General features: G+C 71.5%; 17 protein-coding genes. 13 read left to right on the top strand and 4 right to left on the bottom strand.

The window, feature by feature from the left end:
• Positions 1-66: 66 nt before the first annotated feature.
• Positions 67-639, bottom strand: coding sequence for a helix-turn-helix domain-containing protein (locus tag ABZS42_RS12220; protein WP_355144427.1), 573 nt, complete (start codon positions 637-639; stop codon positions 67-69).
• 99 nt (positions 640-738) lie between these two features.
• On the opposite strand from ABZS42_RS12220, the gene ABZS42_RS12215 reads away from it, so the two are divergent.
• The 3 genes from ABZS42_RS12215 to ABZS42_RS12205 all read left to right on the top strand — a co-directional run bounded on the left by ABZS42_RS12215 (position 739) and on the right by ABZS42_RS12205 (position 3495).
• A complete protein-coding gene (locus tag ABZS42_RS12215; protein ID WP_355144425.1) occupies positions 739-1602 on the top strand; it encodes a carbon-nitrogen hydrolase family protein in 864 nt (287 codons plus the stop codon).
• Positions 1603-1657: 55 nt separating this feature from the next.
• Entirely contained in the window at positions 1658-2302 is a 645-nt protein-coding gene (locus ABZS42_RS12210) for an HAD family hydrolase (protein ID WP_355144423.1), read from the top strand.
• A gap of 257 nt (positions 2303-2559) precedes the next feature.
• A complete protein-coding gene (locus ABZS42_RS12205) occupies positions 2560-3495 on the top strand; it encodes an RIO1 family regulatory kinase/ATPase (protein ID WP_355144421.1) in 936 nt (311 codons plus the stop codon).
• A gap of 99 nt (positions 3496-3594) precedes the next feature.
• On the opposite strand, the gene ABZS42_RS12200 is transcribed toward ABZS42_RS12205, so the two are convergent.
• On the bottom strand, positions 3595-3849 hold the full coding sequence (locus ABZS42_RS12200) for a DUF2630 family protein (RefSeq protein ID WP_355144419.1): 255 nt from the start codon (positions 3847-3849) through the stop codon (positions 3595-3597).
• A gap of 551 nt (positions 3850-4400) precedes the next feature.
• Here ABZS42_RS12200 and ABZS42_RS12195 point away from each other — a divergent pair.
• From ABZS42_RS12195 to ABZS42_RS12165, 7 genes are all read left to right on the top strand, one after another.
• Positions 4401-5717 carry a cytochrome P450 gene (locus ABZS42_RS12195; RefSeq protein ID WP_355144417.1) on the top strand — a complete coding sequence of 439 codons (1317 nt, stop codon included), beginning with the start codon at positions 4401-4403 and terminating at the stop codon, positions 5715-5717.
• A 2-nt stretch (positions 5718-5719) separates the two neighbouring features.
• Positions 5720-6613 carry a terpene synthase family protein gene (locus ABZS42_RS12190; RefSeq protein WP_355144415.1) on the top strand — a complete coding sequence of 298 codons (894 nt, stop codon included), beginning with the start codon at positions 5720-5722 and terminating at the stop codon, positions 6611-6613.
• Between the two features lie 56 nt (positions 6614-6669).
• A complete protein-coding gene (locus ABZS42_RS12185; protein WP_355144508.1) occupies positions 6670-8223 on the top strand; it encodes a prenyltransferase/squalene oxidase repeat-containing protein in 1554 nt (517 codons plus the stop codon).
• A gap of 142 nt (positions 8224-8365) precedes the next feature.
• The gene (locus ABZS42_RS12180; RefSeq protein ID WP_355144413.1) at positions 8366-10885 is read left to right on the top strand and encodes a nitrate- and nitrite sensing domain-containing protein; all 2520 of its coding nucleotides are present in this window, start codon (positions 8366-8368) and stop codon (positions 10883-10885) included.
• 91 nt (positions 10886-10976) lie between these two features.
• On the top strand, positions 10977-11399 hold the full coding sequence (locus ABZS42_RS12175; protein WP_355144411.1) for a roadblock/LC7 domain-containing protein: 423 nt from the start codon (positions 10977-10979) through the stop codon (positions 11397-11399).
• A gap of 5 nt (positions 11400-11404) precedes the next feature.
• Complete coding sequence (locus ABZS42_RS12170) at positions 11405-11791, top strand: DUF742 domain-containing protein (protein ID WP_355144409.1); 387 nt, start codon at positions 11405-11407, stop codon at positions 11789-11791.
• Entirely contained in the window at positions 11772-12374 is a 603-nt protein-coding gene (locus ABZS42_RS12165) for an ATP/GTP-binding protein (RefSeq protein ID WP_355144407.1), read from the top strand. The genes ABZS42_RS12170 and ABZS42_RS12165 overlap by 20 nt, the downstream gene beginning before the upstream one ends.
• A gap of 137 nt (positions 12375-12511) precedes the next feature.
• On the opposite strand, the gene ABZS42_RS12160 is transcribed toward ABZS42_RS12165, so the two are convergent.
• Positions 12512-15364: an aconitate hydratase gene (locus ABZS42_RS12160; protein ID WP_355144405.1), complete on the bottom strand. Its 2853-nt coding sequence runs from the start codon at positions 15362-15364 to the stop codon at positions 12512-12514.
• Between the two features lie 154 nt (positions 15365-15518).
• Between ABZS42_RS12160 and ABZS42_RS12155 the strand changes: the two genes are divergently transcribed.
• Both ABZS42_RS12155 and ABZS42_RS12150 read left to right on the top strand, forming a co-directional pair.
• On the top strand, positions 15519-15875 hold the full coding sequence (locus ABZS42_RS12155) for a VOC family protein (protein WP_355144403.1): 357 nt from the start codon (positions 15519-15521) through the stop codon (positions 15873-15875).
• Positions 15876-16051: 176 nt separating this feature from the next.
• On the top strand, positions 16052-16690 hold the full coding sequence (locus tag ABZS42_RS12150; protein ID WP_355144401.1) for a DedA family protein: 639 nt from the start codon (positions 16052-16054) through the stop codon (positions 16688-16690).
• A gap of 57 nt (positions 16691-16747) precedes the next feature.
• On the opposite strand, the gene ABZS42_RS12145 is transcribed toward ABZS42_RS12150, so the two are convergent.
• Positions 16748-17410, bottom strand: a complete 663-nt coding sequence (locus ABZS42_RS12145) for a C39 family peptidase (RefSeq protein ID WP_355144399.1) — start codon at positions 17408-17410, stop codon at positions 16748-16750.
• A gap of 877 nt (positions 17411-18287) precedes the next feature.
• On the opposite strand from ABZS42_RS12145, the gene ABZS42_RS12140 reads away from it, so the two are divergent.
• On the top strand, positions 18288-19958 hold the full coding sequence (locus ABZS42_RS12140) for a right-handed parallel beta-helix repeat-containing protein (RefSeq protein WP_355144397.1): 1671 nt from the start codon (positions 18288-18290) through the stop codon (positions 19956-19958).
• The last annotated feature ends 6 nt before the right edge of the window (positions 19959-19964 follow it).

The following is a 19964-nucleotide window of genomic DNA, read 5'->3' as shown; positions in this document are numbered from 1 at the left end:
GCGGAACCATTGTGGAGCAACTTCGCCAACGCCACGACCCCTTACGGGCGGGCGCGGCCGCCGGGTTCAACGCCGGCGGACCGCCTCCTCGACGAGGTCGAGCACGGGGTCGAGGTCGCCGGCGGGGCGTCCCATCGCCAGGTGCAGCACGAGGCCGTCGTAGGCCAGTTCGAGGAACTGGGCCAGCACGTCGATCGGGACGTCCTCACGCAGTACCCCGGCGTCGCGCTGGCGGGCCAGTCGCTCGCGGGTCGCCTCGGCGATGGCCGCGGACCGTTCGGCCCAGCGGCGGGCGAACGCCGGGTCGGTACGCAGCCGGCGGGACACCTCGAGCTGGGTGCCCAGCCAGCCGGTGGTGTCCGGCGACATGGCTCCCGCCAACAGGTCCCGCATCACCTGGACCAGGCCGTTGCGGGCCACCGTCTCGACCATGGCCACCGCGTCGTCCTCGGCGACGGCGAGGAAGAGGGAATCCTTGTCGCGGAAGTGGTGGAAGATGGCTCCCCGGGAGAGCCCGGTGGCCTCCTCGAGGCGGCGCACGGTGGCGCCCTCGTAGCCGTGCCGGGCGAAACACGCCCGAGAGGCGGCGAGGATCTCCTGGCGGCGCGCGTCGAGCTGGTCCTGGCTTACTCTGGGCACGCGTCGATGGTCCCAGGTGGCCGGGCATCATGCAAACCGTACGTACGGCTTGGGATTGCGGGCTCGTGGCCGTCGGACCGCGGGTCTAGCATCACCCCCGTGACGCCGCCCCCCGCCACCCTGCCCTCCGCCCCGCTGACCGTCGCCGCCGTCCAGGCCGAGCCGGTCCCCGGAGACGTCGCCGGCAACGCGGCCGCCGCCGCCCGCCTCGTCGCCCGGGCCGCCGACGCGGGCGCCCGGATCGCCGTCCTGCCGGAACTCTTCCTCACCGCGTACCACCCACCGACCCTCGCCGCCGACCCGACCGGGACCGACGTGGTGGCCGCCGGCGACCGTACGGTCGACGACCCGCGACTGGCGCCGCTGAGCGCCGCGGCGGTGGCCGGCGGCATCAGCGTGGTGATCGGCGCCGCGGTGCGTCACCCTGACGGCCGGCGGACCATCTCGTCGCTGGTCGTCGACCGTCGTGGCAACGTTCGGGCCGGCTACGACAAGCAGCAGCTCTGGGATGGCGAACGGGAACTGTTCGTGCCCGGCACGCGAGGGGCCACCCTGCTCGTCGACGGCTGGCGGCTCGGGCTGGGCATCTGCTACGACGGCTGCTTCCCGGAGCACGGGCGGGCCGCCGCTGTCGACGGCGCGCACGGCTACCTCTGCCCGAGCGGCTACGTGGCCGGCTCCGAGCACCGCCGCGACCTCTACTACGCGGCCCGCGCGTTGGACAACACCATGTACGTGGTCTTCGCCAACTCGGTCGGGGGTGCGGACCCGTGGCGGTTCAACGGCGGGGCCGCCGTCCACGACCCCGAGGGGCGCACGTTGGCCCGAGGCGCGGACACCGGCGAGGACGTGCTGGTCGTGACGCTGGACCCGGCTCAGCTGGCGGCCACCCGGGCCGCGCACTCGATGCTCGTCGACCGGCTGCCCGATCAGGGCCCCACCCGGCTCTCGTTGCTGGGATGAGGAGTTAACGTAACGGATCTGTCGCTGGAAGCGCTCATTCCCGTAGGGTGCCCGAGTGCCATTGCTCCTCCTGGATCTGGACAACACCCTGCTCGACCGGGCCGGGCCGTTCCGCGCCTGGGGGCAACGCTTCCTGGACGGCATCGGCGCGCCTCCGGCCGACATCGAATGGTTGCTCTCCATCGACGCCGACGGGCTGACCGACCGCTGGGACGTGGCCGACGCGATCCGGGACCGGTACGACCTGCGCGTCCCCTCGATCGACCTCGTCGAGGAGCTGCACGACGGGTTGGTCGCGCACACCCGACTGGATCCGCTGATCGCCTGCGCGCTGCGGATCGCGGACGACGCCGGCTGGGTGCCCGTGGTGGTCACCAACGGCGCCGTCCGGCAGCAGGAGGGCAAGATTCGCGGGACCGGGCTGGACCGGTACGTCGCCGACTGGGTGATCTCCGAGGAGGCGGGCGTCAGCAAGCCCAATCCCCGGATCTTCGCGCTCGCCGCCCAGCGCGTACGGATGCCGCTGCGGGGCGCGTGGATGGTCGGCGACAGTCCGGAGGCGGACATCGGCGGCGCGACGTCGGTCGGTCTGCCCAGCGTCTGGCTGCACCGGGGACGTACCTGGTCGGACGACAGGTTCCGGCCGACCCGTACGGCGGACGGGTTGATCGCGGCGGTCGCCGCCGTGCTGGCCGGCTGAAGGCCGCTGCCCGGTCGTCGGCGTGCCCGCCGGGATGACAGCCGTTGCGGGCCGCCCGCACCGTGATCGGCCGGCCGATTCCGCCCCGGAGCGAGCGGCCGTATTTCGGTTGACTGCTGCCGGACCGCGGATGAGCATGGTCCGCGCATCGTGCACCCGGGCGTACGCCCGGTCGAGGAGGGGAGGTCGGTCATGGCCGTCTTCGCAGGTCGTTCCCACCGGCCTTCATCAACCTCGAACAAGGGACGAGCACCGCAGTGCGCGAGTACGACTTCCCGGCGCCGCAGCGCCGGGCCCGCGGCCGACGCCGCTTCGACGATGACGAACCACAGTTCCTGAAGCACGGCCGGCGAACCGAGCCGGTCGACGGTGGCCCGGACGACGAGTCCGACCCGGAGACCGGCCAGCGCTGGTCGTCCTGGGACGACGCCGTACACGGCCCGCAGCCGCACCCCGCCTGGCTCGTCACCGAGCTGGCGGCGAAGGACACCGACCTCGGTGTGCTCAAGACCGGCAAGGAGGCGGACGTCCACCTCGTCCGCCGGGCGGTGCTCGGCACCGACCGGGCCTGCCTGCTGGCCGCCAAGCGATACCGGGACGCCGAGCACCGGCTGTTCCACCGGGACGCCGGCTACCTGGAGGGGCGGCGGGTCCGCCGCTCCCGGGAGAACCGGGCGATGGCCGGGCGGACCGCCTTCGGGCGGCAGCTGATCGCCGGGCAGTGGGCGGCGGCCGAGTTCGCCGCGCTCGCCCGGCTCTGGGAGATCGGTGTCGAGCACGGCACGATCGCCGTGCCCTATCCGGTGCAGCTGCGCGGCACCGAGCTGATGCTCGAGTTTCTCGGTGACCCGGAGGGCGGGCAGGCCGCGCCCCGGTTGGCCCAGCTCCGGCCGGACCGGGCCGGTCTGCGCGACCTCTGGACCCAACTGGTCGACGCGCTGGTGGTGCTGGCCCGCGCCGGGTACGCGCACGGCGACCTGTCGCCGTACAACCTCCTGGTGCACCGTGAGCGGCTGGTCATGATCGACCTGCCGCAGGTGGTGGACCTGGTGGGCAACCCGCAGGGGCCCGAGTTCCTGGCCCGGGACGTCCGGGTGGTGGGCGACTGGTTCGCGGCGCGGGGACTGCCGGCCGAGCTGGCCGACCCGACCGCGCTGACGGGGGAGCTGCTGCGGGAGGCGGGTATCCGCTGAAGCGGGTGGGCCGGGCGGCCGCGCCACGGTCTCGGCGTGACCGGGCATCGCCCGGGCCGGGCACCGTGGCGGCGAAGCCGCCCCGGCCCACCCGTCAGGTCACTGCATGTAGCGCTCGACCTCGGGCTTGGGGCGTGTGCCCTGGGCGTCCGGGTCGTCGTGGGTGGCCCGTGCGGCGCGGCGCCGGCGCAGCAGGTCCCAGCACTGGTCGAGCGACTCCTCCAGCTCGCGCAGCCGGTTCTGCGCCTCCTCGTCGGTGCCCTTCTCGTGGGCCTGTGCGGCCGAGCGCAGCTGGTGCTCCTCGTCGACCAGCTCGGAGATCCGGTTCAGGATGTTCTTGTCGTCCATGACCATGAGCCTGGCACAGGGGGCCTGGAGCCGCGCAGGTTACCCCGCCGATCCGGTCGTCCGACCTGCCGGTAAGGCCTGATCATGACCCGTCGCGGCTGCCGCTCGGCGGCCCCTGCCGTCGCCTCGTGCCTTGGCCGGCGCCGCCCCGGCGGGTGCGCCCGACCTTCCCCGCGCCGGGACGGCGCGGGTCGACCTTCCCGAAGTCGGACGGCGCGGGTCGACCTCGCCGGGGCTGGAGCGGCGGGGTCGACCTTCCGGCGGGCCGGAGCGGCGGGCCAGGCGACCCGGTCGACGGGTCAGTCCGTTGGCCCTGGGATCCGCGTGAGGCGTAGATGTCGTCGAGCTGTCTTCCCAGGGGCGCATCTGTTGCGCATGAAAATTTCTCTAGACGCGTCTAGAGAAGTTTCACGGTGCAGTGGCATGCTCGCTGAGTCCTGACTCCAAATGGTCATTCCACGACGGACAGTCGCAAAAGAGGGGGTTCGGCCCAGGTGCAATCGCTAGATTCCGGGCAGTCCCGCGCCCGACGAGCACGCACCGTTCCGCTGCACCAGATGGTGCCGAGCCTGCTCCGCGACCCGGCCCGCGCGCTGATAGCAGTCGGTGAGCGGGCCGGCGGGGAACTGGTCCGCCTCAACCTGGGCTCATTCCGGCCGTACCTGGTGACACACCCCCGGCACGTGCAGCACGTACTACGCGAGCGGTCGGAGAACTACGAGCGGGCCGGCGACGGGCTGTTCTGGCGGCCCGTAAAGCGGCTATTCGGCGAGGGGATCCTCGGCGAGGGGCAGATCTGGTCGGCGAGCCGCAAGATGCTCCAGCCGATGTTCACCGCCAAACGGATCGAGGCGCTGGTGGATGGGATGGCCGAGGCCATCCGGGACGCCGTGGACGAGCTCGACGAGCCGTCGCGGGACGGCCGCACCGTCGACATCGGAGTCGAGCAGACCCGCATCGTGTGCCGCGCCATCATGAAGGTGCTCTTCGGTGACAAGATCTCCGTATCGGACGCGATGCGGGTGGTCGACGCGCAGGACGTCATCGCGACCGCGGTGATCCCGCGCATCGTCGTGCCGTTCGCGCCGCTGTCGCTGCCGATGCCGGGCGACCGGCCGTTCCGCCGCGCCAAGCAGATCGTGGACGACGTCCTGCTGCCGATCGTGCGCGCGTCCAAGGCCACCGCCGACGAGGGCGACGACGTCATCTCCACGCTGTGGCAGGCGCGTACCGAGGACGGCCGGCGGCTCAGCGAGCAGCAGGTACGCAACGACACAGTGGCCATGTTCGCGGCCACCACCGAGACCACGATCAACGTGCTGACCTGGCTCTGGCCGCACCTCGACGAGCGGCCCGACGTGGCCGAGCGGCTGTACGGCGAGATCGCGCAGGTGGTCGGCGACGGGCCCGTCCGGCGGGAGCACCTCAACCAGCTGCCCTACACGCGGATGGTCCTGGACGAGCTGCTGCGGCTCTACCCGATCGGCTGGATCATTCCGCGTCGGGCGGTCGCCGACGACGTCATCGACGGGGTGGAGGTGGAGGCCGGCGCGACGATGGTCGCGAGCCCCCTGATCACCCAGCGGATGACGGCGTTCTGGGACCGGCCCGACGAGTTCGACCCCGACCGGTTCACCCCGGAACGTATCCGCGGCCGGCACCGCTACGCCCACTTCCCGTTCGGCGGCGGGCCGCACCAGTGTCTCGGCATGTACCTGTTCTACCTGGAGGCACAGCTGATTCTCGCCACGATGCTGAGCCGCTACCGTTTCCGGCTGCGCCGATCGGGCGTACCCGGCCTGCGCCTCGCCGCCGCCCTGCGGCCCCGCCGGCGCGTGGAGTTGACGCTCGCCACCATGGCGGACGCGGCCTGAGGATGAACACGTACCGATCTGACGACGCCATGACCCTCGCCGCCGAGCAGGGCCGCATCTGCGCGCTCGCCGCGAAGGGCCAGCGCGACCTGCAACGGCAGGCAGCTGCGCATCCCGAACTCTTCTCCGCCCGGCCGTTCGACCCGGCGCTGTACAGCAGCATCGCGATGGCGATGGCCTTCAGTTCCCCGTCGTGCACGACGGAGGAACTGAGGTTCGCCAACCGGGCGGTGCTCTGGGGCTTCGCGCTCGACTGGCAGGTCGACTACCTCGCCAAATCGCGCGAGGCGGTCGACCGGATCACCGCGGACACCCTCGCCGTGGTCGACGGCGCCGCGCCGACGGTGGAGGATCCACTGGGGCGGTTCCTGGCCGAACTGCGCGACGAGTTGGCCCGGTCGCCAGGCTATCCGACGGCGCGGTCGCTCTGGCGGGACGCGGTTCACCGCACCCTCGCCGCGATGGCACGCGAATGGGACTGGCGTGCGTCGACGGCGGCCGGTCGGCCGCCGAGCTACGAGGAGTACCTCGACAATGCCGACAACCTCGCCTGCACCGTCGTCAACGTCGCCCACTGGATCCGTACCGGGGATGCGGACGTCCACCGCCGGTTGCCCGAACTCGTCGCGGCGAGCGACCAGGTGCAGCAGGTGTTGCGGCTCGTGAACGACCTAGCCACCCACGAGCGGGACCGGGAATGGGGGGATCTGAACGCCATCACCCTGGTCGGTGATCCGGCCGAGGTGGCGCGGCGGGCGGCCGATTTGACGGAGAGCTGCCGCAAGACGCTCGCGGATCTGGCCGACCGGTGGCCGAGGGAGGCCACCTACCTGACCCGCCAGCTCGGCTACACCAACGGCTTCTACGGCTCGACCGACTTCTGGGGCAACCGGTGAGCGGGCACGCGTACCACGAGGCCGGGTCGGAGCGCGTCTCGCGGGCCGGTGCGGCGGTGGTGGATCGGGCGTCGGCGCCCGATCTGATCGTCGAGATGCTCGCCGAGCCCTCCGGACGGTCCTCCCCGTCGGTCTACGAGACCGGGCGGCTGGTCAGCCTGGCCCCGTGGCTCGTCGGTCACGACGAGCGGATCTCCTGGCTGGTGGGGCGGCAGCGCCCGGACGGCGCCTGGGGTGCCCCGGACGGCTACGCCCTGGTGCCGACGCTCAGTGCCACCGAGGCGTTGCTGACGGCCCTGCGGCGTGGCGACGGCGGCGCGGTCGGGCTCGATCGTCTCGCCCAGGCGGTCGAGGACGGGCTGCGGGTGCTCCACGGCACGCTCACCGGCCCGGCCGCCCCACCGCCGCCGGACCTGCCGGCCACCGACCTGATCGTGCCTGCCCTTACCGAACTGATCGCCGGGCACCTCGACCTGCTGGACGACCGGCCGGGCTTCGACCACTGGCGTGGCATGTTCCGGCTGCCCCTGCCGGACGGGATGGGCCATCGCCGGCTGGCGAGTGCCCGGGCGCTCTTCGCCGCCGGCCGGCCCCTGCCGGAGAAACTCGCGCATGCGCTGGAGGTGGTCGGCCCGGCCGCGCGGCGGGCCGCCAGGTTCGGTCCGGTCGGCCCTGGCACGGTGGGTGCCTCGCCGGCGGCCACCGCCGCCTGGCTCGGCCCGCAGCCCGGCCACGGCGAGCCGGGACGGACCTATCTGGAGGACCTGGTCCGGCAGTATGGGGGACCGGTGCCCTGCGCCAGCCCGATCACCGTGTTCGAGCGGTCCTGGGTGCTCGGCACGCTCTCCCGCGCCGGTGTCCCGGTGCGGGTGCCGGCAGTGCTCACCGACGACCTGCGCGCGGCCCTCGGTCCGGCCGGCACGCCGACCGGACCCGGTCTGCCGGCGGATGCGGACACCACCTCGATGACCATCTACGCGCTCGCGCGGCTCGGCCACCCGGTCGACCCGCTGGTGCTGCGGCCGTACGACACGGGCGAGCACTTCTGCACCTGGCCCGGTGAGGATGGCGCCTCGGTCACCACCAATGCGCACGTGCTCGACGCGCTCGGGCACCTGCTGCCCTCCGGCGGCCCGGCCACACCCTGGCTGGAGTCCGCGGTGCGCCGGCTGACCCGCTGGCTGCTCGACCAGCAGGAACCGGACGGGCGGTGGTCGGACCGTTGGCACGCCTCGCCGTACTACGCCACCTGCTGCGCGGCACTGGCCCTGGCCGAGTACGGCGGTACCGACGCCGCGCGGCACGCGGTCGACCGGGCGGTGAACTGGGTGCTGGCGAGCCAGCGGGCGGACGGCTCGTGGGGCCGGTGGGCCGGCAGCGCCGAGGAGACGGCGTACGCGGTGCAGACGGTGCGTACCGCCGAACCCCGATTCGGTCCGTCCGCAACCGAGGCCGTCGGGCGCGGCGCGGCCTGGCTGTCCACAACGGAAATTCGCGATGACGGCCCGGAGCTGTGGCACGACAAGGACCTGTACCGCCCGGCCCTGATCGTGCAGGCAGCGGTGCTGGCGGCCAGGTGGATTACCCGTCCGAGCAATGTGGATAGTTGACCGGGCGGTGACTCTAGTCGGCGGTTGCATGATCAGGACCGCTTGAGTGCACATCCCGACACTGCTAGCGTGCGCCGGTGTCGATTAGTGCGCCGATACCCATGCTCGGGCACATGACCAGATATCCGGCCAGGACGGTGTGATGGGTTCCCGAAGTACGAATCTCCGTACCAAAGTCGTTGCCCTGCTCGTGTCGCTGGTCGCGCTCTGGGCCTTCGCGGCATGGGTGACCGTCCGGGACGGGTTCAACCTGCTCGGCGTCCAGGCGCTGAACTCGCGCGTCTTCGAGCCGAGCGACCCGCTGCTCACGCAGCTGCAGAAGGAGCGGCGGCTGTCCCTGGCCTACTTGGGCGGCCCGGACGCGACGCAGTTGGAGCAGCTCGCGGCGGAGCGGCGGCGCACCGACGACTACGCGGCGACGTTCCGCGAGTCGGTACGGGACTGGCGTACCGAGGTGCCGGCGAGCGCGCAGCTGGAGCAGCGCATCGACGAACTCCTCGCCGACCTGGACGGGCTGAGCGAGACCCGGGCCGGGGTGGACGCGCGCAGCATCGACCGCACCACCACGATGAGCGCGTACGTCGGAGTGATCGACTCGATCTTCAACGTGTTCGACGCGCTCGGCGGTCTGGACGACCGTCAGATCGCGCAGGAGACCGGGGCGCTGATCGACCTGAACCGGGCCCGTGAGCTGGTGTCGCAGGAGGACGCCCTGCTCACCGGGGCGCTCGCCGCAGGCCGGATCACCGCGGCGGAGCAGGCCCAGTTCGCCCGGCTGGTGGGCGCGCAGCGGTACACCGTCGAGCAGACGACGATCGACCTGGCCGGCACCGACCGGAAGCGCTACGAGGCGGTGGCCGCGGGCGAGACCTTCCAGAAGTTCCGCGCCCTGGAGGACGAACTCGTCCGGACCCGTAACGTCCCAGGGCGTCCGCCGGTGCAGGCGGCCGAGTGGGACGCCGCCGTCACGCCGGTCGAGCAGAGCCTGCGCGACGTCATCATCGCCGGTGGCAACGACGTGGTGTCTCGGGCGATGCCGGTCGCGGTCGGCGTGATCGTGCGGCTGGTTCTCGCCGCGGGTCTGGGTCTGATCGCCGTCGTCGCCTCGATCATCGTGTCGATCACCACGGCGCGGGCCCTGCTGCGTCAGCTCGAGCGGCTGCGCGACGCGGCCTTCCGGCTGGCCGACGAGCGCCTGCCCAGCGTGGTGGAGCGCCTCGGTCACGGCGAGGAGGTCGACGTGGCCAAGGAGGCGCCGCCGCTCGAGTTCGGCGACGACGAGATCGGCCAGGTGGGCAAGGCGTTCAACGCGGTCCAGGAGACCGCGATCCGGACCGCCGTCGAGCAGGCCGAGCTGCGCCGTGGTGTCCGCGAGGTCTTCCTCAGCCTGGCCCGGCGTACGCAGGCGCTGGTGCACCGCCAGCTGACCCTGCTGGACGCGATGGAGCGGCGCGAGCAGGACGCCGAGGAGTTGGAGGACCTGTTCCGGGTCGACCACCTGGCCACCCGGATGCGGCGTAACGCCGAGAACCTGATCGTGCTCTCCGGCTCCACGCCGGGCCGCGCCTGGCGACGCAACGTGCCCATGGTGGACGTGATCCGGGGCGCGGTCGCCGAGGTCGAGGACTACACCCGGGTCAACGTGCTGCCGATCGGGCCGGTGTCGCTCGCCGGTCGGGCGGTCGGCGACATCATCCACCTGCTCGCGGAACTGATCGAGAACGGCCTGTCTTTCTCCCCGCCGAACACCACTGTCGAGGTTCGGGGCCAGATGGTGGCCAACGGGTTCGCCATCGAGATCGAGGACCGTGGCCTCGGCATGACCCCGGAGGACCTGGCCGCGGCCAACCACCGGATCACCGACCAGTCCGAGCTGAACCTCGCGAACGCCTCCCGGCTCGGCCTGTACGTGGTGAGCCGGCTGACCGAGCGGCACGGCGTCAAGGTGCAGCTGAAGGAGTCCGCGTACGGCGGCACGACCGCTGTCGTGCTCATCCCGATCGACCTGGTCACCGACGCGGGTGAAGACCTTGAATCCTCCGGCGGCCTGCCGAGCACCCGGGCGGCCGGCGTAGCGCCCGAGGCGGCCGGCGCGACGCCGGCGGCGATCGCCCCGGCCGTCGCCCAGCCGGCGGCCCCGGTCGCGTTGGCCGAGCCGCCCGCGCCGGAGGCGCCCGAGCGGGCCGAAGCGGCCGTCGACGGGTCGGCGCTGCCCACCCGGACCCGCTCCGGGCCGCCGACCGCCGAGGGACTGCCGAGCCGTACCCGACGCGTCCCGGAACAGCAGGCGGCGCTGGAGGGACCGACGGTGCCGACCGGGCTGCCGCTGGCCGTACCCCGCATCGCGGCGGATGCGTCGGCGCCCGTCCGCTCCGAGGGTGGCCCGCTTCCGTCCCGGGTCGAGCCGCCGCAGACGGATTCGGGCCTGCCGGTCCGCGTCCGGCAGGCGAACATCGTGCCGGAACTGCGTGACGATCCCGCAGTGACCGGCGCTGACGAGGACGAGGAGATGGTGCGGCAGCCCGAGCAGGTGCGCCGGATGATGAGCTCGTACCAGAAGGGGACCCGCCGGGGGCGGACGGAGGCGGCGCGCCTGCTAGGCGACGATGACGCGCCGGAAGCCGGGCCCGGCCCGGACGCCGACGAGCAGCAAGCGACCTGACCAGTGCCGGCGGCGCGGAAGTCCGCCCGCGACGGAGCGGTCAGCACCAGACGAAGACGGCTACATCAGCCGTGGGAGAAGAGGACGACGAGTGGCCCAGAAGACGGCATCGGGTGCCGACCTGACGTGGTTGCTGGATGACCTGGTCGGCCGGGTGAAGCAGGCCGAACACGCGGTCGCGCTCTCGACGGACGGCCTGTTGATGGCCTCCTCGCAGGGGCTCAGCCGGGACGACGGTGAGCATCTGGCGGCGATGGCGGCCGGGATCCAGAGCCTCGCCCGGGGTGCGGGGAAGCGGTTCGGTGGTGGGCAGGTGCAGCAGACCATCATCGAGATGCAGTCCTCGTTCCTCTTCGTCACAGCCGCCGGGCGAAACGCCTGTCTCGCGGTTCTGGCCAGTGAGGACGCCGATGTCGGGCTGATCGCGTACGAGATGGCGATGCTCGTCACCCGGGTCGGCAAGCACGTGGCCTCGCCGACCCGGCCCGCCGAACAGCCGACCGGCGAGAAGTAGCCGCGATGACGGTGCAGGGGGAGTCCGCGGAGCATCAGTGGGTGGACGACCATGCCGGGCCGGTCGTGCGTCCGTACGCGGTCACGCGCGGCCGGGCCCGCCCGGTCACCGGCACGTTCGACCTGATCTCGCTGGTCACGGCGACCCGCGCCGATGTGGGCACGGAAATCGGCCTGGGGCCGGAGCACGTGGCGATCGTGGGGCTCTGCCAGCGCATGCAGTCCGTCGCCGAGATCGCCGCCCACCTGGACCTTCCGGTGGGCACCATCCGGGTCCTGCTGGGTGATCTGGTGGCCCGCAACCTGGTCCAGGTCCGCGAGCCGCGTACCTCGGCCGGGCTTCCCGACAACAGTGTTTTCGAGGCGGTTATCAATGGACTACGGGCCCTCTGAGCGGCCGGCGGGAGCGACCCCACTGCCCACCGCGATCAAGATTTTGGTCGCGGGCGGGTTTGGGGTGGGTAAGACCACCATGGTCGGCGCGGTCAGCGAGACACGCCCGTTGCGCACCGAGGAGGTGCTGACCGAGTCCGGGGTCGGCATCGACGACCTGTCCGGTGTGGAGAGCAAGAGCACCACCACCGTCGCGATGGACTTCGGCCGGATCACGATCAGCGACGACCTCGTGCTCTACCTGTTCGGTACGCCGGGGCAGGACCGGTTCTGGTTCGTCTGGGACGAACTGGCGCTCGGCGCGATCGGCGCGGTGGTGCTCGCCGACACCCGCCGGCTGGCCGACTGCTTCCCCTCCATCGACTACTTCGAGGGGCGGGGGACGCCGTTCGTGGTGGCGGTCAACTGCTTCGAGGGGGCCAGGCACTACCGGCTGGACGAGGTCCAGGCGGCACTGAACCTGGATCCGGGTGTGCCGGTGCTGCTGTGCGACGCGCGTAGGCGGGAATCCAGCAAGGAGGTGCTCATCACCCTGCTGGAGCACGCCATGAAGACCCGCGACGCCCGCCGCGCCTCCGACTGACCGGACGGCGGGCGCCCCTGCCGCCGGCGGGCGCCGACGCGTCCACCCGGCGGTGCGCACGGTCTCGTCCCGGGTGTCCCACAACGGCGAGGGCCCCTTCCCGCGAAGTGCGGGAAGGGGCCCTCGTGCGTGGTGCGTCAGTTGCTGATCATCCGGCGCAGCACGTACTGCAGGATGCCGCCGTGCCGGTAGTAGTCCGCCTCACCGGGGGTGTCGATGCGGACGACGGCGTCGAACTCGAGGCCGGTGTCGGTGGTGACCTTGACCGTACGCGGCGTGTCGCCGTCGTTCAGCGCGGTCACCCCGGTGATGGAGAACGTCTCCGTGCCGGTCAGGCCCAGCGTCTCGGCGTTCTCGTCGATCGGGAACTGCAGCGGCAGGACGCCCATGCCGATCAGGTTCGAGCGGTGGATGCGCTCGTACGACTCGGCGATGACCGCCTTGACGCCGAGCAGCATGGTGCCCTTCGCCGCCCAGTCGCGCGACGAGCCGGAGCCGTACTCCTTGCCGGCCAGCACCACCAGCGGCACGCCCGCGTCCTGGTACGACTGGGAGGCGTCGTAGATGCTGGTCTGCTCACCGGTGAGGTGGTTGACGGTGAAGCCGCCCTCGACGCCGGGGACCAACTGGTTGCGCAGCCGGATGTTGGCGAAGGTGCCGCGGATCATCACCTCGTGGTTGCCCCGGCGCGAGCCGTACGAGTTGAACTCGTGGCGGGCCACGCCGTGCTCCGCCAGGTACTTGCCCGCGGGGGAGTCGGCCTTGATCGATCCGGCCGGCGAGATGTGGTCGGTGGTCACCGAGTCGCCGAGCTTGGCCAGCACCCGAGCGCCGGTGATGTCGACGACGGCCTTCGGCTCCCGCTCCATGCCCTCGAAGTACGGGGGCTTGCGCACGTAGGTGGAGTCACCGCTCCAGGAGAACGTGTCACCGGTCGGGGTGGGCAGGGACTGCCAGCGCTCGTCCCCGGCGAAGACGTCCGAGTACGCCGAGCTGAACCCGGTGGCGCCGATCGCCGAGGCGATGACGTCCTGGATCTCGGCGCTGTTCGGCCAGATTTCGCGCAGGTAGACCGGCTCCCCGGAGCTGTCCTCGCCGATCGGCTCGTTGGCCAGGTCGATGTCCATCGTGCCGGCCAGCGCGTACGCGACCACCAGCGGCGGGGACGCCAGGTAGTTCATCTTGACGTCCGGGTTGATCCGGCCCTCGAAGTTCCGGTTGCCGGAGAGCACCGAGACGACCGACAGGTCGGCCTCGTTGACCGCGGCGGAGATCGCGTCCGGCAGTGGGCCGGAGTTGCCGATGCAGGTGGTGCACCCGTAGCCGACCAGGTGGAAGCCGAGCTTCTCCAGGTACGGCGTGAGCCCGGCACGCTCGTAGTAGTCCATGACGACCTTGGACCCGGGGGCCAGGGTGGTCTTGACCCACGGCTTGCGGTTCAGGCCACGCTCCACGGCGTTGCGGGCCAGCAGAGCCGCGCCGATCATGACCTGCGGGTTCGAGGTGTTGGTGCAGGAGGTGATCGCGGCGATCACCACCGCGCCGTGGTCGAGCTCGAACTCGGTGCCGTCCTCGCCGGTCACCCGGATCGGGTTGGTCGCCCGCCCGCCGGCGCCGACCGCCGCGGTCTCCAGGTCACGCGGGGCGTCGGCCGGGTCGTTGACTTCGTTGGCCGGGGAGTCGCTGGCCGGGAAGGACTCGGCGCTGGCCTCGTCGGCGTGGCCCACGATCCCGTAGGGCGGGTTGGTGCGGACGCCGCCGCGGGCGTCGGTGTCGCCACCGGTCTGGTCGTCGGCCACGTAGTCCTTGAGCGCCGAGCGGAACAGCGTCTTGGCGCTGCCCAGCGGCACCCGGTCCTGCGGGCGCTTCGGGCCGGCCAGTGACGGCTCGATGGTGCTCAGGTCGAGTTCGAGCTTCTCGGAGTAGTTCGGCTCGGCGGCCGGGTCGTGCCAGAGGCCCTGCTCCTTGGCGTACGCCTCGACGAGCGCGACCTGCTCCTCGCTGCGCCCGGTCAGCTGCAGGTAGCGGATGGTCTCACCGTCGATCGGGAAGATCGCCACGGTCGAGCCGTACTCCGGCGACATGTTGCCGATGGTGGCCCGGTTGGCCAGCGGCACGGCGCTCACGCCGGGACCGTAGAACTCCACGAACTTGCCCACCACGCCGTGCTTGCGCAGCATCTCGGTGATGGTGAGCACCAGGTCGGTGGCGGTGGTGCCGGCCGGCATCTCGCCGGAGAGCTTGAAGCCGACGACCCGCGGGATCAGCATGCTGACCGGCTGGCCGAGCATCGCGGCCTCGGCCTCGATGCCGCCGACGCCCCAGCCGAGCACCCCGAGGCCGTTGACCATGGTGGTGTGGGAGTCCGTGCCGACGACGGTGTCCGGGTACGCCTGGCCGTTGCGCTCCATGATCGTGCGGGCCAGGTACTCGATGTTGACCTGGTGCACGATGCCGGTGCCGGGCGGGACGACCTTGAACTCGTTGAACGCGGTCTGCCCCCAGCGCAGGAACTGGTAGCGCTCCTTGTTGCGCTCGTACTCCAGCTCGACGTTGCGCTGGAACGCGTCCTCGCGGCCGAACAGGTCGGCGATCACCGAGTGGTCGATGACCAGCTCGGCCGGGGCCAGCGGGTTGACCTTGGTGGCGTCGCCGCCGAGCTCGCGGACGGCCTCGCGCATGGTGGCCAGGTCGACCACGCAGGGCACGCCGGTGAAGTCCTGCATGAGCACCCGCGCCGGGGTGAACTGGATCTCCACGCTCGGGTCGGCGGTGGGGTCCCACGCGCCGAGCTGCTGGATGTGGTCGGCGGTGATGTTCGCGCCGTCCTCGGTCCGCAGCAGGTTCTCCAGCAGGATCTTCAAGCTGTACGGCAGCCGGTCGTGGCCGTCCACCTTGTCAATCTTGAAAATCTCGTAGCTCGCGTCACCGACGCGTAGCTGGGTCTTCGCACCGAAGGTGTCGAGGCTCGCCACGTCGTACTCCTTCACACCAGCGACCGTGTCCTGAGCAGTCTGTCGCACCGGTCGGGGGGCCGCCGAGGTTAGGCGACACTTACCCGCTTACCGCGTGCCAACAAAACCGTACGTCCGTCTTGCTATTAACGCAACCTCGTGCCATGGTCCGATACGAGGAGGTGCCTTCATGATCCACCACGTCCAACTCGCCTGCCCGCGCGGCTCCGAGGACGCTTCCCGCGCGTACTACGTCGGCCTGCTCGGCATGACGGAGAAGGCCAAACCGCCGGTGCTCGCGGCACGTGGTGGCTGCTGGTTCACCGGGTACGGGGCCGAACTGCACCTCGGCGTCGAGGACGACTTCCGGCCCGCCCGCAAGGCCCACCCCGCCCTGCTCCGCCCCGACCTGGACGCCCTGGCCGCCCGGCTCGCCACGGCCGGTGCCCCGGTGATCTGGGGCGACGACGAACTGCCCGGGATGCGCCGGTTCCACACCGAGGACGCGCACGGCAACCGGCTGGAGTTCGTCGCGCCGGTGGCGTGAACGCTCCCCGTCCTGCGGGAGCGCCACCTCTCGCGCGGGGCTGAACTGCGGATTCGCGTCGTGCGCCGGAGACGTTCGCGGCGCCCGCACGTGACGTGACGGGAAACGCGTCAACGCGCCTCGCTGGTCGTCCCCGGGCGCAGGTAGCGTTCGAGCGCCGAAGCGGGGAGGGTGGCGTGCTGGACGTACAACAGTGGCTCGGGGCGCTGCCGCCGCTGGTGATCTACCTGACCGTCGCCGGGATCATCGGGGTGGAGAGCATGGGCATACCGCTGCCCGGCGAGATCACCCTGCTCAGCGCGGCGCTGCTCGCCGCGACCGGGGTCGTCGAGCCGGAATGGGTGGCGTTGGCCGCCGCGCTCGGCGCGATCGTCGGTGACTCGCTCGGCTACACCGTGGGCCGCCGGGGTGGCAGACCACTGCTCGTCCGGCTCGGCCGGCGCTTTCCCCGGCACCTGGGCCCGGACCACCTCGCCCGTGCCGAGCAGACCTTCGCCAGGCACGGCGTGTGGGCGGTGTTCTTCGGCCGGTTCGTCGCGCTGCTGCGCATCCTCGCCGGGCCGCTGGCCGGCGCGCTGCATGTGCCGTACCGCCGGTTCCTGCTCGCGAACGCGACCGGCGGCCTGGTCTGGGCCTTCGCCACCACGTACCTGCTCTTCCACCTCGGTCGGGTCGCCGAGCACTGGCTGAAGAACTTCTCCTGGGCCGGGCTGGCCGTGGCGCTGCTGGCCGGGGTCGGCAGCACCTGGTGGCTACGGCGACGGGCGCACCGCACGCCGGAGCACGACGAGCCGGTCTCCACCAAAACCCCGTGACACGACCGAGGGCCGGCCCACGTGGGCCGGCCCTCGGTCGGTGGTGGTTACTCCGAGTCAGCTGGTGGAGTAGCCGCGGGTGGCGATCCAGTCGGCGAGGTTGTCGACGTTCATCCGGTAGGAGGCCATGTTCGGGTTGGCCGAGTCGGCGATGGTGACGGTCTTGCCGCCGTCGCGGTAGCCGATGACGCTGATGTAGTGGCCACCCTCGTAGGAGTGGACGTTGCCGTCGGTGTCGGTGGCGGTGCCGAAGATGTTGGCCACGACGGCGCGGCCGTCGTCGACGGTGCGGACGATGTCAGCCTGGAGCTGGTTGGTCTGCTTGTCGTCGGCGGTGGGGCTGGACATCTCGACGCTGTGGTAGGCGTTCTTGCCGGTCTCCTTGTTCAGCACCGGGGTGATGTCGAAGATGGAGTTGGTGCCGTGCACGTTGGTGCCCATCTCATTGGCCATGGCGTCGATGCTGATGTCCTTGCCCTGGACGGAGAGGGCGTTGCGGGCGGCGGCGGGGCCGCAGTAGAAGAAGTTCGGCTGCGCCTGGTAGTGCATGGTGAGTTCGTGTTCGCCGTGGCCCTTGCGGTCGCTCTGCTGGGAGGCCGTGGTGTTCGGCTTCTCGGCGGGGGCCGCGTTGGCGGCGATGGCGGGGCCGGCGATGCCGCCACCGGCGGCGGCGATTCCAGCGGCGGTCAGGACGGTCTTGCGGATCAGATCGGTACGCATGATGTGTGCCTTTCTGGTCGGGTGTCCGTGCGGCAGGGGGTGTCGCACGGGTGAAGTCGTGCAGAAGGCGCCCGACGGCGTGGCGTGCTCGGGCGGCCCGGGGTGTAGCGGCGAGGGCCGGTTCGGCATTGCACCAGGGGCCCGGTTCCCGCGATGGTCACCGCGGGGCTGCGGAGTGTAACGGTGCGCGCCGGCAGGTCATTCCGGGCGCCGGGGTGGGGCTACCTCACGTCCGGGCTCTGGGCCTGGTCGTTCCCGGTGCTGTCGCCGTCGCCCGTGATTCCGAGTGGTGTGGGCGCGACCTGCGCGTCGCCCGCGATGTCGGGTTGCTGTGGGCGCGACCTGCGCGTCGCCCGCGATGTCGGGTTGCTGTGGGCGCGACCTGCGCGTCGCCCGTGATGCCGGGTGCTGTGGAGGTGACCTGCGCGTTCGGCATTTCAACGAGCCTGGGGCCGGCGGTGTTCCCGCTCTCTGCCTGACGCCGGGTCGGGCGGTACGCCGTCTTCAACGCCCCGGCTCCTGGCGGGATTCCGGCGCGGGGTCGCCGCAGGCAAGGGACGTTCACCTCGATACCGGACATTCGACGCGGTATGCCGCCCACCGGACCGCCAAAATTAACCAATGAGGCCGATCGGCGACATGATCGACTCGCCTTCCATGAAGTCGCGGTAACCCGGCGCCTCGGACACCCCGACATCAATGACCCCGAGTCGATCATCCCAGTCGTGCTCCCGGGGCCGGACCTCCCGCTGGGCCGGGGCCCGGAGGCCGGAGGCCGGTGGCTTTTCGACGGGGCGCACGGCGTCGGGCGTTTTCGGCCGAGGCGAGCGGGAAAGCGTGCCGAGCTTGACGGGACCTACCGTGGAGGGAGCGCCGGGTGTCGCAGCACGGGTTGCCGACCGTCGCGCAGCGGCCCACGCCGGTCGCCGGCGCGCCTCTCTACTGCGACGCACGCGAGTGCGGTTTGCAGGGCGACGGTGTGACGAACGACCAGCCGGCGCTCTCCGCTCTCGTCGACCGCCTCGGCACCGGGTACGTCTCCGACGGCCGTCCCCGGGTCATCTACTGCCCGCCGGGCATCTACTCGATTCGTGACGCCGGCACGGTCTGGCGCAGCGGGGTGTCACTGATCGGGGCGGGCCCGGCGGCCACCCGCTTCGTGCTCAGCAACGAGGGGAACCGCGCCGATCCGACGCCCCTCGCGTACTGGACCACCGTGCAGCACGGCGCCGACCGGGACCGGCACATCGCCGACTGCTCGTTCGCCGACTTCGAGATCGACGGATCCGGGGTGGCGATGGCCGAATACAGCTACCTCGCCAAAGGGCTCGGGCTTCAGTACGTCGTACGGGGCGTGTTCCGCAATCTCTACATCCACCACACCGGGGCGACCGGTCTCGGTTGCGACTTCCTGCAGGACAGCCTCATCGAGGGATGCGTGGTGGTCGGCTGCGGCCGGCTGGACAACGGCGAGGAAATAGGCGGCGCCGGGATCGGCGTCGGCATCGGCGGCTGGGGCGAGGTGGAGCGGCTCACCATCGCCAACTGCACCACGATCGGCAACGGCACCAACGGCATCTTCCTGGAGTTGCAGAAGGACTACTGGACGCCACCGCGAGGATTCCGCATCATCGGCTGCCACAGCCAGGCCAACCGCTTCGGCATCTCCGACTGGGGCGCGGACGGCCTCATCGTGTCGGCCTGCACGCTGACCGGCAACCTGGAGGCCGGCTTCGACGTCTCGGGCAACGGCACCGCCGGCGTCGCCGGTCGCGGCGGGCTGTTGACCGACTGCGTCATCGATCGCAACGTCGGCGACGGCGTGAGCATCGGCAACACGCCGGGCCCGTACACCGTGCGGGGCAACCGGATCAGTGGCAACGGGGCGCACGGCCACCACGAGCACGACCTCGGGCCGACCTACCCGGGTCCGGCCGAGCACGTCGTCATCGAGAGCAACGAAATCTGGGACAACGGCCTCGACGGGATCCGGATCGACCGTCCGATGTCCGACGCGGCCATCGTCAACAACCGGATCCGCAACAACGGCCGCCGGCGCGCTCCGGCCGCGACCGGCGGCGGCGATGCGGTGCGGTACGGCCCGCGGTCCGCGACGGACCGGACGGCGCGCTGGCCCGCCGACGGCCATCGGGGCAAGGTGCTGCGGGTCGATTCCCGGGTCGCGCTGGTGGCGGGCAACACCGACACGGAACTCAGCCTCGCCGAGGTACGTCCGGACGCCAACTCCGGTTGGAACGAGGCCGTCCCCGGCCCGGGCACGGGGTACGAACTGCCGGAACCGCCGCCGGTGCGGGCCGGTATCACCGTGAACGCCGCCCTCGACTCGGCCACCGTACGGGGCAACCGGATCTGGGACCACCGCGACGAGCAGGGACAGACGTACGGGATCTGGCTCACCGCGCGGGGAAGTTGCGTCAGTTGCCGGGTCCAGGACAACGACTTCGCCGGCAACGCCGAGGGGCCGCTACGGCTGGACACCCCGCCGATCGGCGGGCGCTGGGACGGCAACCATCACGACGAGGACTGACCCGGC

The sequence above is a fragment of the Micromonospora sp. NPDC005367 genome, from assembly GCF_040606825.1.
Taxonomy (GTDB): Bacteria; Actinomycetota; Actinomycetes; order Mycobacteriales; family Micromonosporaceae; genus Micromonospora.
The sequence above is the reverse complement of the archived record's forward strand: the minus strand, read 5'-3'. Positions and strand labels throughout refer to the sequence as shown.